17 protein-coding genes are annotated in these 12,281 nt (G+C 58.6%); 9 read left to right on the forward strand and 8 right to left on the reverse strand.

What is annotated here, in order from left to right:
* Window positions 1-42: 42 nt before the first annotated feature.
* Entirely contained in the window at window positions 43-747 is a 705-nt protein-coding gene (locus AC221Y_RS00915) for a GNAT family N-acetyltransferase (RefSeq protein WP_299748979.1), read from the forward strand.
* Between the two features lie 19 nt (window positions 748-766).
* On the opposite strand, the gene AC221Y_RS00920 is transcribed toward AC221Y_RS00915, so the two are convergent.
* Window positions 767-1,444 carry a response regulator gene (locus AC221Y_RS00920; RefSeq protein WP_299748977.1) on the reverse strand — a complete coding sequence of 226 codons (678 nt, stop codon included), beginning with the start codon at window positions 1,442-1,444 and terminating at the stop codon, window positions 767-769.
* 191 nt (window positions 1,445-1,635) lie between these two features.
* Between AC221Y_RS00920 and mce the strand changes: the two genes are divergently transcribed.
* Both mce and AC221Y_RS00930 read left to right on the forward strand, forming a co-directional pair.
* Window positions 1,636-2,040 carry a methylmalonyl-CoA epimerase gene (mce, locus tag AC221Y_RS00925; protein WP_299748974.1) on the forward strand — a complete coding sequence of 135 codons (405 nt, stop codon included), beginning with the start codon at window positions 1,636-1,638 and terminating at the stop codon, window positions 2,038-2,040.
* Window positions 2,040-2,321 (forward strand): DUF1467 family protein, encoded by a 282-nt coding sequence (locus AC221Y_RS00930; protein WP_299748971.1) that lies wholly within the window; start codon window positions 2,040-2,042, stop codon window positions 2,319-2,321. Before mce ends, AC221Y_RS00930 begins: the two co-directional genes overlap by 1 nt.
* On the opposite strand, the gene AC221Y_RS00935 is transcribed toward AC221Y_RS00930, so the two are convergent.
* The 4 genes from AC221Y_RS00935 to AC221Y_RS00950 form a co-directional block, all read right to left on the reverse strand.
* On the reverse strand, window positions 2,318-3,004 hold the full coding sequence (locus tag AC221Y_RS00935; protein WP_299748968.1) for an EI24 domain-containing protein: 687 nt from the start codon (window positions 3,002-3,004) through the stop codon (window positions 2,318-2,320). The genes AC221Y_RS00930 and AC221Y_RS00935 overlap by 4 nt on opposite strands.
* On the reverse strand, window positions 3,001-3,573 hold the full coding sequence (locus tag AC221Y_RS00940) for a nitroreductase family protein (RefSeq protein WP_299748965.1): 573 nt from the start codon (window positions 3,571-3,573) through the stop codon (window positions 3,001-3,003). Before AC221Y_RS00940 ends, AC221Y_RS00935 begins: the two co-directional genes overlap by 4 nt.
* A 70-nt stretch (window positions 3,574-3,643) precedes the next feature.
* Window positions 3,644-4,747, reverse strand: a complete 1,104-nt coding sequence (locus AC221Y_RS00945) for a class II histone deacetylase (RefSeq protein ID WP_299748962.1) — start codon at window positions 4,745-4,747, stop codon at window positions 3,644-3,646.
* Window positions 4,748-4,769: 22 nt separating this feature from the next.
* Window positions 4,770-5,015: a hypothetical protein gene (locus AC221Y_RS00950; protein ID WP_299749015.1), complete on the reverse strand. Its 246-nt coding sequence runs from the start codon at window positions 5,013-5,015 to the stop codon at window positions 4,770-4,772.
* 116 nt (window positions 5,016-5,131) lie between these two features.
* Between AC221Y_RS00950 and AC221Y_RS00955 the strand changes: the two genes are divergently transcribed.
* Window positions 5,132-5,848, forward strand: coding sequence for a M48 family metallopeptidase (locus AC221Y_RS00955; RefSeq protein ID WP_299748959.1), 717 nt, complete (start codon window positions 5,132-5,134; stop codon window positions 5,846-5,848).
* A 79-nt stretch (window positions 5,849-5,927) separates the two neighbouring features.
* Window positions 5,928-6,182 (forward strand): DUF6455 family protein, encoded by a 255-nt coding sequence (locus tag AC221Y_RS00960; RefSeq protein WP_299748956.1) that lies wholly within the window; start codon window positions 5,928-5,930, stop codon window positions 6,180-6,182.
* 79 nt (window positions 6,183-6,261) lie between these two features.
* Here AC221Y_RS00960 and rimO read toward each other — a convergent pair whose 3' ends face one another.
* On the reverse strand, window positions 6,262-7,626 hold the full coding sequence (gene rimO, locus AC221Y_RS00965; RefSeq protein WP_486706643.1) for a 30S ribosomal protein S12 methylthiotransferase RimO: 1,365 nt from the start codon (window positions 7,624-7,626) through the stop codon (window positions 6,262-6,264).
* Window positions 7,627-7,698: 72 nt separating this feature from the next.
* Window positions 7,699-8,151 carry a DUF302 domain-containing protein gene (locus tag AC221Y_RS00970; protein ID WP_486706644.1) on the reverse strand — a complete coding sequence of 151 codons (453 nt, stop codon included), beginning with the start codon at window positions 8,149-8,151 and terminating at the stop codon, window positions 7,699-7,701.
* 177 nt (window positions 8,152-8,328) lie between these two features.
* Here AC221Y_RS00970 and AC221Y_RS00975 point away from each other — a divergent pair, with 177 nt between their 5' ends.
* Both AC221Y_RS00975 and AC221Y_RS00980 read left to right on the forward strand, forming a co-directional pair.
* Window positions 8,329-9,429, forward strand: a complete 1,101-nt coding sequence (locus tag AC221Y_RS00975; protein WP_486706645.1) for a winged helix-turn-helix domain-containing protein — start codon at window positions 8,329-8,331, stop codon at window positions 9,427-9,429.
* A 60-nt stretch (window positions 9,430-9,489) separates the two neighbouring features.
* Entirely contained in the window at window positions 9,490-9,753 is a 264-nt protein-coding gene (locus AC221Y_RS00980) for a tetratricopeptide repeat protein (protein WP_299748946.1), read from the forward strand.
* 2 nt (window positions 9,754-9,755) lie between these two features.
* Here AC221Y_RS00980 and AC221Y_RS00985 read toward each other — a convergent pair whose 3' ends face one another.
* A complete protein-coding gene (locus AC221Y_RS00985; RefSeq protein WP_299748944.1) occupies window positions 9,756-10,307 on the reverse strand; it encodes a GcrA family cell cycle regulator in 552 nt (183 codons plus the stop codon).
* 345 nt (window positions 10,308-10,652) lie between these two features.
* Here AC221Y_RS00985 and AC221Y_RS00990 point away from each other — a divergent pair, with 345 nt between their 5' ends.
* The gene (locus AC221Y_RS00990; protein WP_299748941.1) at window positions 10,653-11,816 is read left to right on the forward strand and encodes an aspartate aminotransferase family protein; all 1,164 of its coding nucleotides are present in this window, start codon (window positions 10,653-10,655) and stop codon (window positions 11,814-11,816) included.
* An 84-nt stretch (window positions 11,817-11,900) separates the two neighbouring features.
* On the forward strand, window positions 11,901-12,281 hold a 381-nt coding region (locus AC221Y_RS00995; protein ID WP_486706646.1), incomplete at its 3' end, for a Rossmann-fold NAD(P)-binding domain-containing protein.

The following is a 12,281-nucleotide window of genomic DNA, read 5'->3' on the forward strand; positions in this document are numbered from 1 at the left end:
AGATTGACAAAACCTGAACCAAAAAAATGAAAGACGGGCCCGATGAATGAACGATCTCTTGTTGACTGGGCCCCACCTGGTTTGCCAGCTCGCGCTGTTCTTGAAGGGCGTTATGCGCGGCTTGAGCCATTGTCACGGGCACACATCGCGGGCTTGCGCGACGCTCATCGCGAGGATCAGAGCGGCGCCATATGGACCTACCTGCCAGTAGGTCCGTTTGACGACGCGGGGTATGCGGCCTGGGTAGACGCCAGCCGTGTGCTTCATGATCCGCTTCATTTTGCGGTGCGGATGGCGGATGGACGGCTTGGGGGCACGCTTAGCCTCATGCGGATGGCACCATTGGCGGGCACGATTGAAACGGGGTGGCTGACCTTTGCGCCACGGCTTCAGCGAAGCCGTGAGGCGACGGAAGCGGTGTATTTATTGATGAAATGGGCGTTCGAGGTGGGGTATCGGCGATTTGAATGGAAATGCGATGCCGCAAACCGGAAATCCCGGCAGGCAGCTGAACGGTTTGGGTTCAGCTTTGAAGGGGTTTTTAGGCAAGCCAGCATCGTGAAGGGGCGCAATCGCGACACCGCTTGGTTTGCGGCGATTGACGGGGAATGGCCCGCGTTGCGCGCGGCGTTTGAGACGTGGTTGGCGCCAGAAAACTTTGATGTCGATGGCCAGCAGAAATACCGATTGGGTGATTTGACGCGGCCTGTTCTTGCCGCTCGCGATCCAGCTTTATCCGAAAACTAGGCGGATTGGTCCAGCCGGATTAGACCATCTGCTCTGTCTCGAGGCGGTCTTCGATTGCGGTTCTGAGCCTTTGGAGGCGGTCGGCTGATGGCGGGCCGTTGCTACAGGCGCGTTCCACATCTCGGGCGACATCCGCGAGCCCCGGATCATCTGCTCTATTGGCCAGACCAATCAAAAAGTCGGTGACGTCGTTGAGCGTGTCTACGTCCGCATCGGATGCAAGAAGGTCTGCGGCAAGCGAAAGGTCGTCGCGATAGGTGATGCGGTCAGGAACAATGGCGTCGCCGGAAGCCGGGCGCACCCTTGCAGGGCGCGCGTCTTTTGGTAGTTCGGCGAGACGTGTTGCCTGAAACGCCGAGACGGATTTGATCGGTTTGGCGATGAAGGTATCTGCGCCTGCGGCCAAGGCAACATCTGCGAAAGTGTCTTCGCCGGACATGGCGCGAACGACGCCTATGCGCGCTTCGGAACGTGACAACTCGCGGATCAAGGCAAGAGTTGACCCATCGGGCAGCCCGACGTCAATTAAAACGATGCCCGGTCGGAAGGTGCGCAAATGGCGTGCCGCAAATTCCAGGCTGTCGGCCCGTCTGAGGCGCGCGCCCGATCGTTGGCACATGATGCGAAGTGCTTCGCATGCAAAGCGGCTATCTTCCACTGCCAGGAAGGTCTGCCCACTCAGCGGCCTCTTGGCCATGGGGCGCGTGTATTAGAAAATCTTCAAGAGATTCTGGCATCGCGTGACCTCCCGGTTGCTTCAATCGACCTGAGCTTTCTATTAAGATCTTGACCTAAATAGCATTTATTGCCTGCGAGATGCGTCGGACTGTCTTCTTGTGGCGGGGGGGCGAAAAGCTGATAACGCGTCTTGAAACAACGGAGCGGACAATGATTGGACGTTTGAACCATGTGGCGATCGCGGTGCCAAATCTTGGGGTAGCCTCTGCACAGTACCGCGATATGTTGGGTGCTGATGTGGGCGCGCCGCAGGACGAGCCTGATCACGGCGTAACAGTGGTGTTTATTGAGCTGCCCAATACCAAGATCGAACTGCTGTCTCCTTTGGGCGAGGGATCGCCGATAAATGGATTTCTTGAGAAAAATCCGTCTGGCGGCATTCACCATGTTTGCTACGAGGTCGACGACATTTATGCAGCCTCGGCGCAGCTTGTTGAGAAAGGGGCACGAGTGTTGGGCGGGGGCGAACCGAAAATAGGGGCGCATGGCAAGCCGGTGTTGTTCCTTCATCCCAAAGACTTCAACGGCACCCTGATCGAGCTGGAGCAGGTCTGATGTCGATTGTTTCGGGGATCGTTTTGTTTGCAGTTATTTGGTTCATGGTGTTGTTCATCATTCTGCCAATCCGGGTTCAGTCACAGGCAGAGGCCGGCGAGCGGGTCGCGGGGACTCCGGCCGGTGCGCCATCGTCCGCTTTTTCGATGAAGCGCAAATGCGTGACGACCACGTGGATTTCGGCGATCACTTTTGCGGTGATTGTTTCGGTGATCATTTGGGGCGGGATCACGGTTGAGGATCTAGATTTCTTTAACCGTTTGGAGCGGCGTGAGGGCTAAGCTTTCGCGTCCAGCCGGTGATAGAGGTGGGTGAAAGCCGCAGCGCCGACGACGGGCACCAGCAGGTTCAGAACCGGGATTGTCAAAGGCACAGCCATAAGCGCGCCGGCCGACCAGATCGTGAGAAGATTGGCACGGAAGGCTTTCTTTGCGGCGGTGCGACCAATCCGGCGGACAGCGATGAGCCGGAAATATTCACGCCCCAGAAGGAAGCCGTTCAGGCCGTAGAAGACGAACGGAGCGAGCGGTGTAAAGTACAAAACAAGCGCTGCAATATTGGCGAGGATCAGAACTAGTAGGAAGGCGAGGCCTTCTCGCAGCCCCTCGGACAGGCCGATGCGTGGCGCTGCGGCAAGATGCGGGTAGTGACGGTCTTCTACGGCGTCAGCGACGTCATCAAGGAACAGGCCCGTAAACGCTGATGCGACGGGGACCATCAAGAAGACCGACAGGATCAGCATCAAAAGCACGGAGGCCCAGGACAAGAGGGTTTCGACGAAGGTGATTTCCCCGATGAACGGAAGCGAAATGCTATCTGGGAGAAGCCATTGGATGCCAAAGAAAATTACGGCGTAGGCCCCGATGAGTAAGCCGAGTGTCAGGCCGACGCCTTTGACCAGGACGCTGCGGAAACGCGCGTCGGACAGTTGCGCAATTGCGTCTGCGATGGCAGAAAAGATCATGTCTCGACCCAGGTGACGATGCTTGAAAGGTCGGGGCGGGGGCGTTCTGGTGGGGTCATTCGTTCGGTGCCGATATGGATGAAGCCTGCGATCCACTCGGTTGGAGCGAGCCCAAGGGTGTCTTCACGCCATTTCCGGTCGTGACTGATCCAGCCGGACAGCCAGTTCGCGCCCCATCCCGCCGCAAGTGCTGCCGACAGAAGGTTCATTGCGACGGCCCCGGCAGACAGAGTTTGTTCGATTTCGGGGATTTTGTCGGATGGCTTTGGGCTTGCTATCACGGCTACCGCGAGATCAGCGTTGGCAAACTGCGCGACCAGTTTTGCGGTTTTTTCCGGGTCAATGTCCCTGCAATACATTGGAATGGTATCGGCCAGCCGTTTCAGCGCGGCAGTTTCGAGGACGATAAAGCGCCATGGTTCAAGTTTGCCGTGGTCGGGGGTGCGGGCTGCGACGGTCAGCAGATCCTCAAGGACCGCGCGATCTGGGACCGGAGTCGTCAGTGTTTTTGCGGGCCGCGAGCGGCGGCTTGCGAGGAATGACAACGCAGCTGGGTTTGCCTCGGGCATTGGATCGGCTCCTTATTTGCCCAGCACAGGTATTCGTGCGCGCCGGGAATTTCCAGAGGGGCACGCGGGATCAGGGGAGCGCCTCGGCCATTTCGCCGATAAGACCGCTGGCAAAGCCTTCGAAAGCTGCGCCGGGTTGGCGGATCTGGAGGGCTGCGGCAAAGGGATCGGGGGCGTCGATGGACGACCCTGCCATCTCCTGCAGCGTTGCGTGGCCGCAAAACGGCACATACATTTCAGAATAGCCACCTTCGTGCGCCATGACGAGCCGTCCGGCGCATGTGATGTCAGCGAGATCAAGCACGCGGCGGGTCATCTGGCGGAAAGTGTCGGCAGAACAAAGCATCCGCCCCAACGGATCAAACGCAGCGGCGTCAAAGCCACAGGCGATCACGATGACGTCTGGTTTGAACGATTGGATCGCAGGGATCGCAAGGCGGTCGAGGGCTTCCAGCCAAGTGTTGTGGCCCGCACCGGGGGGCAGGGGGATGTTCAGGTTGGTTCCGTAGCCCTGGCCTTCGCCACGGTCTGAAAAATCTCCTTTATCCAGAGGGTAGTTGTGTTCCTGATGCATCGAGATCGTCAGCACTTCGGCGCGGTCATAGAATATCGCTTCCGTGCCATTGCCGTGGTGGACGTCCCAATCAAGGACGGCGACACGGTCTGCTTTGCCTTCGGCGAGGGCTGCTTCGACCGCAATGGCGATGTTGGCGAGAAGGCAAAAGCCGTTCTGCCAGTCGCGCAGGCAATGGTGTCCGGGCGGCCGGGTGAGGGCGTAGGCATTTCGGTATTGCCCGTCCAGAACGGAAAAGAGCGCGCTTTTGGCCTGACCGGCGGAGAGGGCAGCAAGTTCGTATCCGCCCGGACCATAGGGCGCGCGCAGTCCGGTTTCGCCGCCGCCTGCGTCCGACGTGGTTTTGAAGGTGGTGAGGAAGTCACCAGTGTGGACTCGGATCAGGTCAATCTGTGACGCCGGTTCGGCGCGCACGACGCTGAGGTCGTCCATCAAACGCGTAACATTCATCAGATTCACAAGACGACGCTTGGTTTCGGGGTTTTCTGGCAAGCCGCCGGTTGCGGCCGGCTGTACGAAACCTCCGACTGGGGCCATGAAGGAGTAGTTCCCGCCTGAATGCCAGAAGCTTTGCTCGTCGTAGAAAAACGCTGTGGTCATTGGATGTGCTCGTCTGAATGGATCACGACGGGGTGTCGGGGTGATTGCGGAGGTAGACGCCTTCGGGGAGGTTCAGGGACGCTGTCAGGTCGGCAAGTTGTGCGAGCGACAGCGTTATTTTCTGAACCCGGTCCTGCCGGGCATCGAGTTGTTCTATCGTCACACAATCATCGAAAGCTGTGATGGTGATGTCGTCTTGACGGTGCGCTGCGGCATCATCGACAAGGGTGACGACGGTTGCGTCAAATTCGTGCTCGATCGTAAACATGTGTGCCAGCGTGACCGCATCGGCGGGTCTTCGCAAGGGCGTCTGCTTGAGAGTGGCGGCCTTTTCGCTATCGTGCCAAACAACGGTGACTTGGAATTTATCTGGGAGTGTTGGCGGTGCGTTCAGTTTGTTTGTCTCTTGTGGCCGTTTTAGGGTTATCGGCTTGCGATGTGCAGGTCGGTGCGCAGCGGTCACCCGGAGCGTCCTCGCAGGTGTTGCCGCCTGTTTCACAGTCGCGGACCGGTGGTCCTCAGTCGTTGGCCGATTTCCGGGCGGTTGTTCAGCGGGTCGAGCCGATTGCCGAGCGCACTTGTAGGGAGATACGACCAGGCCTGAATTGTGATTTCCGGATTTTCATCGACGACCGACAAGGCCTGCCACCGAATGCGTATCAGACGTTGGACAAGAACGGGCGGCCGCTGATCGGCTTCACGCCCGCGTTGTTTGAAGAAATGCGCAACCGGGACGAATTGGCGTTCGCCCTGGCGCATGAAGCCGCGCATCACATTGAAGGACATATTCCGCAGACACAGAACTCGGCGACGGCGGGGGCCATTTTGGGGTCCCTCATTGGCTCGCTTGCAGGACTGGATGCGGCTGGCGTTGAAACTGCACAGAACATTGGCGGTACCATTGGCGCACGTCGCTACTCAAAGGGGTTCGAGCTTGAGGCAGACTCGCTTGGGGCGCGGATTACGCAACGATCCGGATATGATCCTTTGCGCGGCGTGCTGTACTTCTCGCGCGCATCTGACCCGGGCGATCAGTTTCTGGGCACTCACCCGCCGAATGCCGACAGAATCACCACAGTGCGGCGCGCAATCGGCGGCTAAGGCGGAAAATTGATCTGGATCAGAGCTTGGGTTGGCGCCGTTGGGCAATGATGTGCTTATCGTACAGGAGGTACTGACGATGAGTATGACGTCCAAGAGCTCTCACCGCGAGGTGCTGATGGATCGCATGGCCACCCGGAATGGCGCAGATTTAGATCTGGCGCGGCAATCCGGGGTTGTGAGCGGCACCGAGATGGTCGAAGCATTGGTGTCTTGTCTGGGCTGTAGCGACGCTGGTGATTGCGAGGCGCGGCTTGATAGCGACACTGAAGGTCTGCCTGACTATTGCCGCAATGGGTTGCTTATTGCGCGGGTTAAAGCGCTGACGCTTTAGACCGATTTACCTGTCAGGGTTGGTAAGCCGAAGGGGGCTCCCCTCCGGATTTTTCTGTGATGTTTCTCCCACGCCGGGTTTAGGGCCGTATTTGGCCCCAGAGATCGTATTCGCTGGCCTCGTCAACATCGACGTTGACGATATCGCCTGTTGCGAGAGCCTCGGTGCCTTCGTCAATAAACAGATTGCCATCGATTTCGGGCGCGTCGGCCGTTGTGCGGCATGTGGCGATGCCGTCTTCGTCAATATCGTCAACGATCACCGGCAGTGTGGTGCCGACTTTGGCGGCGAGTTTGGCTGCCGAGATGCTTTGCGCTTTTTCCATGAAGCGGTCCCAGCGATCTTGTTTTATTTCGTAAGGGATGTGGTCTGGAAGCACGTTTGAGCGTGCGCCTTTGACGTTTTCATATTTGAAGCAGCCGATGCGGTCGAGCTGCGCTTCGTCCATCCAGTCGAGAAGAGTTTGGAATTCGGCTTCGGTTTCACCGGGGTAGCCGACGATGAACGTTGAGCGCAGAGTGATATCCGGACAGATGTCGCGCCAGGCTTCAATTTCGTCCAGCGTGCGGGCTGAGGCTGCGGGGCGGGCCATGCGTTTCAGCACGTCAGGGTGCGCATGTTGAAAGGGGATATCGAGATAGGGCAGGATTTTACCCTCGGCCATCAGCGGGATGAGGTCGCGTACGTGGGGGTAGGGGTAAACATAGTGGAAGCGGACCCAGGCCCCTAGCGTGCCAAGTTCGCGGGCAAGATCGAGGATTGGCGCTTTGGATCCGCGATCTTTCCAGTCGGTGCCATAGGCCGAGGTGTCCTGGCTGATAACGAGGAGTTCTTTAACGCCGTTTTCGACCAGCTTTTCAGCTTCACGCATCACGGCTTTCAAAGGGCGGGAGGCGAGGCGGCCTCGCATGTCGGGGATGATGCAGAACTTGCATTTATGGTTACAGCCCTCGGAAATCTTCAGGTAGCTGTAGTGGCGCGGGGTGAGTTTGACGCCTTGTGCAGGCATTAAGTCGATGAATGGATCGGGGCTTGGCGGGACGGCGATGTGGACCGCGTCGAGCACCTGTTCGTATTGGTGCGGCCCGGTGACGGCGAGCACTTTGGGATGTGCACCAGTGATGTATTCCGGGTCGGCGCCTAAACATCCCGTCACGATCACGCGGCCGTTTTCTGTTAGCGCTTCGCCTATTGCGTCGAGGCTTTCGGCCTTGGCGCTGTCGAGGAAGCCGCAGGTGTTAACGATGACCGCATCCGCGCCGCTGTAGTCAGGGCTAATCGCGTAGCCTTCGGCGCGCAGGCGCGTCAGAATGCGTTCGCTGTCGACCAAGGCTTTGGGGCAGCCAAGCGACACCATACCAATAGTTGGCTGACCGGGACGTGCGGCGTCGGGGACGCGTGCGCGGGCAAGGTCGGGGCGAAGGTTTGGTGGGTTCTGGGTCATGGGCCGGGGCTATAGCTGGTTCGGGGGGGATGGGAAAGCACGACGAATGCTCCGCCTGCCGAATTTGGGCGCCTACTGACCGGTTGCGATCGTCGCGAAGCGATCAAGTGCACCCTGCATCTGCAAGATGGCCCGGTTGTTCGCAGCTAGGCCATGGGAGGGCGCGACGCTCGCTGGATCGTTGTATGTGGCCCAAGTCTGACCGTTTTTGTCCTCGAAGAACAGGATGCGCAGCGGCAGAAAGAGCGCCATGGTCTGGCCTTCCTGTAGGGCGGTTGAGCCGATCTTGGGGGTGCCGAAAATAACGACGGTTGTTGGGCGCAGATCTTCACCGACCGATTTTGCACCTTGTTGAAAGTCGACGGTGGTAAACACGCGCGCACCAGCGGCTTTAACTGCGTTTGTGAGGCGCTCGACCGAGGTCGCCACTGAGGCATTGCTGGTCATGTTGATACGTTCTGCCATGGCTGCACCTGCTGTAAGGGTGATGACGAGGGCGGATGCCAATAAGTTGAAGGGTTTCATGTTGTCCTCTTGGTTGGGTTTACCCCTTGGTCTTTGCAAACGGCGGCTTCTGATGCTTGAGTGTTTTTGGGGGATCGTGTGGATGGCAGACCGGCGGGACGAGCTGATTGCGGTGTGGAGGTTCGGGGAATTCTTACTGGATATGCGTTCCCTTGAACTGACGCGTGGCAACACGCGGTGCGTATCGAGCCTCAAAGCCTCAAAATTCTTGAATTTCTGCTGCAATCGCGTGACCGCGTGGTGTCCAAAGACGACCTTGTGGCGCACATCTGGGAGGGCCGCGCAGTTAGTGACTGGACGGTTTCCAGCGCGATAAAGGCTTTGCGTGCTGCTCTGGGGGACGTTGGGCGCACGCGATCTTTTGTTCAGACGCTTCACGGGCGCGGATATCGGTTTGTGCAAGCGGTGTCCGAAGTGCTGGATGATCGTGACCTCGATCTGGTCGAGGCGCCTCCCTTCGTGCTTGTGCGCGTGTTTCGGGCGAATCCAGATGGCAAAAACCTGACTTATCTGGCGGACGGGCTGAGCGAAGATTTAATCACTCATCTGTCGCGCCAGTCTGATATTTCGGCGCTGTCCTACACCGCGAGCCAGGCCTTGAGCACAAGAGCCCCGCCGCCAGAATTGAATGTGACACGTATTGTTGACGGCAGTATTCGCGATCTGGGTGGTGCGTTTCGGATCACCGCGGCTGTTCTGGATGCCAATGCTCAGCAACAGCTATGGGCCGAGCGATTTGATATTGCGAAGGACAGCTTACTTTCTGGGCTGGATCAGGTCTGCGGACGTATTGCGGATGCGCTCGCGCCGGGTCGCCTTCATAGCCCGGCGGCGCGGATCGGGACATCGGTTCCAGCGGCCTACGAGATGTATCTGAGGGGCCGACATGCCTATTATCGGTATGAACCGGTGGCGTTTGCGCAGGCGCTTGCAAGCTTTGAACAGGCGGCAGCTTTGGACACTGACTTTGCCGAGGCTTTTGCGCAGCAAGCCTACTGTCGCACGACGCTTTATGTGTTCGGCGTAGCCGGGAGTGATAGGACACTTGATCGGGCCGAGGCATTGGCGCGGCGAGCGATTGCTCTGAATGCGACCTCTGCTTTGGGTCATGCCCGGCTCGGATGGGTTTTGGGGTATACGGGACGCGCAGACGAAACGGTGGCGGCTTTTGAGGCGGCACTGGTACGCGATGAGCAAAACTCAGAAGTGCTGCTTGCCTATGGTGAGACGATGAACCGGCTGGCCGAGCCTAGGCGTGCCGATCAATTGCTGACGTGAGCCTTTGGGGCGGAGGCTTTTCACCCCCCGAGTTGGGACTTTGCGCGTGGACATTCAGCCGTGTTGCGTCGCGATTATGACACCGCTATCCGCCATTTCACTGCTGTTCTTGAACGGGTTGGTGGGTTCGTGCCCGCAGCGGTCCAGCTTGCCCGTGCGTATTGGGAAACTGGCGATCCTGATGCTGCTCGCCAGACGCGCGCTCTCATTGGTCGCATTGCGCCGAAGTATAGCCTTGGCCATGCGGTGCGTATGTTTCCCTACCCCTCAACGAAAGAGCGCGCCCGATTATCGGACGCGCTGCAGGGGTCAGGACTGGCCTAAGCTTAGCGACGGCGGTCGCGACGGCTGCTCATTGGCTGGAAGGCAACGGTGACGTGCGCTTCGCAATAGGGCTTGCCCTGCTGCACCGACAGTCCACAAAACCAGAAGTCCTCGGTCGCTGGGTCCCCGATTGGCCATTTGCAGGTCCGTTCGGTCAGATCCATCAAGCCAATGCGCTTTGCCGTCTTTTCAACTTCACGCACATTGGCGAGGGCTTCCTGGCTGATCTCGTTCGCAGACGGCTGCGGTGGTAGAGGCTGCCCGGCTGGTACAATCGGCTTGCGCGGTGTCACCGTGACGGAGATGACCTTGTCTTGCGGCGCGACCTTTGCGGCTGGCTTCGGGGCAGGTGACGCACCGTCCGCCTTGGCAGTTTTACGCTCCGGCGCGGGTGTCGATGAAGCGCCAGCACGGTTTGACAGACCTAGCCGATGCACCTTGCCTATGACAGCATTTCGGGTCACGCCGCCAAGCTCTTTGGCAATCTGGCTGGCCGACTGGCCCTCGCCCCACATTTTTTTGAGGGTATCTACCCGCTCGTCGGTCCACGACATGCTCTGTTCCTCGGCCTCGAATGTTGAAGGCATATACTATGCATGCCGGCACCCGGTCACAAGACGCGTGGACGATGAAATGTCGGGGTTCTGCGTTTAAAAGCGGGTCATGACGCAGAGATGCACCGGTTTTGGACTTGTGTGGGCGACATCCCTCTCGACAAATCGTCGTGGCTCCCCTAGTCGAGCGTCATGACGAACTACGGACATATGGCGCTTCGACGCCGACGCTGACAGTTTCCAGCCCCGCACGCGCTTGTGCGTCCTTTCGTTATGCTTTCCAAAATGTTGACACGCCCGCGCGCCACTGGCACGTCTCAGGCTTCTGAAAAAAGGTTTAGTCCGATGATCCCATCGATCCTGCCCACCTATAACCGCGCGCCCATGTCTTTTGTGGCCGGGGAAGGCGCTTGGCTGATCGAGGAAGACGGGCGCCGATACCTCGACTTTGGGGCGGGGATTGCGGTGAACGTGCTGGGGCATGCGAACCCCGCTCTTGTGGACGCACTGACTGAACAGGCGGGCAAGCTTTGGCATACGTCGAACCTGTACGGTATTCCTGGACAACAGGAATTGGCGGACAGGCTTGTCGATGCGACCTTTGCGGACACGGCGTTTTTCACGAACTCGGGAACCGAAGCTTGTGAGCTTGCAGTGAAGATGGCGCGTAAATACTGGTATGAGAAGGGCGAGGATCGCTCGGAGATCATTGCGTTCACCGGCTCGTTTCACGGCCGGTCATCTGCAGGCATTGCCGCGGCTGGGTCGGACAAAATGACCCTGGGGTTCGGCCCGCTTCTGCCGGGCTTTACGCATGTGGCGTTCGCCGATCACGAAGCGTTGGCGGCGGCTTTGTCAGACAAGACAGCGGCCGTTATGATCGAGCCGATTCAAGGCGAGGGTGGAATTATTCCAGTCCCGGATCAGTGCCTTAAGGGACTGCGTGATGCTTGCGATGAGGTCGGCGCCTTGCTTATCTTTGACGAGGTCCAGTGCGGTGTCGGGCGCACGGGAAAGCTATTTGCCCATGAATGGTCCGGGATCACGCCGGACATCATGATGGTTGCCAAGGGCATTGGCGGTGGCTTCCCTCTTGGAGCGGTTCTTGCGACGGAAGCTGCGGCAGTCGGCATGACGGCGGGCAGTCACGGAACGACCTATGGCGGTAATCCTTTGGCGATGGCGGTTGGCAATGCCGTGATGAAGATCGTGGCAACCGACGATTTTCTTACTGAGGTCAGCCGTAAGGCGGGCGCTTTGCGGCAAGGTCTTGAGGGGCTGGTGGCAAGCCATCCGGATGTCTTTGAAAGCGTGCGGGGAACTGGATTGATGCTGGGCCTGAAGTGCAGGGCTCTTAACGCTGATGTTGTGAAGGCCGGATATGACGCGCTTCTTCTGACTGTCCCTGCGGCGGACAACGTAGTGCGCATCCTGCCACCTTTGAATATCAGCGATGAGGAGATTTCCGAGGCCGTGCGTCGGCTTGATCAGGCGGCGGTGAGCCTCTGATTTCTTTTTGGCAAAAATACTCCGGGGAGCGCGCAAAGCGAGCGGGACACAGCCCCCAATCCCGGCATCGAAAGTGACACTGACATGACCCATTTCCTAGATATCCACAAAACCGACCCGGTCGCGCTGCGTTCTATTCTGACATCAGCGGCCGATATGAAGTCTGCACGCGTTGGCCGCACGCGCGGGGCGAAAGACGACGATCTTGCCCTGGATGGCCGGATAGTGGCCTTGATATTCGAAAAACCGTCGACGCGGACGCGTGTTTCGTTTGACGTTGGTGTGCGCCAGATGGGCGGCGACGTATTGGTTCTGTCGGGTAAGGAAATGCAACTAGGCAGTGGCGAGACGATTGCCGATACCGCGCGCGTTCTGAGCCGATATGTCGATTTGATTATGATCCGGACGTTTGAAGAAGAAGCCCTGTTGGAGCTTGCCGAACATGCCAACGTCCCGGTTATCAAC

The sequence above is a fragment of the Boseongicola sp. genome (genome assembly GCF_057460485.1).

Bases quoted from the DNA above. Each gene is read 5' to 3' on its own strand.
- AC221Y_RS00915 (WP_299748979.1), top strand. From the start codon at position 43: ATGAATGAACGATCTCTTGTTGACTGGGCCCCACCTGGTTTGCCAGCT.
- AC221Y_RS00920 (WP_299748977.1), bottom strand. From the start codon at position 1,444: ATGGCCAAGAGGCCGCTGAGTGGGCAGACCTTCCTGGCAGTGGAAGAT.
- mce (WP_299748974.1), top strand. From the start codon at position 1,636: ATGATTGGACGTTTGAACCATGTGGCGATCGCGGTGCCAAATCTTGGG.
- AC221Y_RS00930 (WP_299748971.1), top strand. From the start codon at position 2,040: ATGTCGATTGTTTCGGGGATCGTTTTGTTTGCAGTTATTTGGTTCATG.
- AC221Y_RS00935 (WP_299748968.1), bottom strand. From the start codon at position 3,004: ATGATCTTTTCTGCCATCGCAGACGCAATTGCGCAACTGTCCGACGCG.
- AC221Y_RS00940 (WP_299748965.1), bottom strand. From the start codon at position 3,573: ATGCCCGAGGCAAACCCAGCTGCGTTGTCATTCCTCGCAAGCCGCCGC.
- AC221Y_RS00945 (WP_299748962.1), bottom strand. From the start codon at position 4,747: ATGACCACAGCGTTTTTCTACGACGAGCAAAGCTTCTGGCATTCAGGC.
- AC221Y_RS00950 (WP_299749015.1), bottom strand. From the start codon at position 5,015: ATGTTTACGATCGAGCACGAATTTGACGCAACCGTCGTCACCCTTGTC.
- AC221Y_RS00960 (WP_299748956.1), top strand. From the start codon at position 5,928: ATGAGTATGACGTCCAAGAGCTCTCACCGCGAGGTGCTGATGGATCGC.
- rimO (WP_486706643.1), bottom strand. From the start codon at position 7,626: ATGACCCAGAACCCACCAAACCTTCGCCCCGACCTTGCCCGCGCACGC.
- AC221Y_RS00970 (WP_486706644.1), bottom strand. From the start codon at position 8,151: ATGAAACCCTTCAACTTATTGGCATCCGCCCTCGTCATCACCCTTACA.
- AC221Y_RS00985 (WP_299748944.1), bottom strand. From the start codon at position 10,307: ATGTCGTGGACCGACGAGCGGGTAGATACCCTCAAAAAAATGTGGGGC.
- AC221Y_RS00990 (WP_299748941.1), top strand. From the start codon at position 10,653: ATGATCCCATCGATCCTGCCCACCTATAACCGCGCGCCCATGTCTTTT.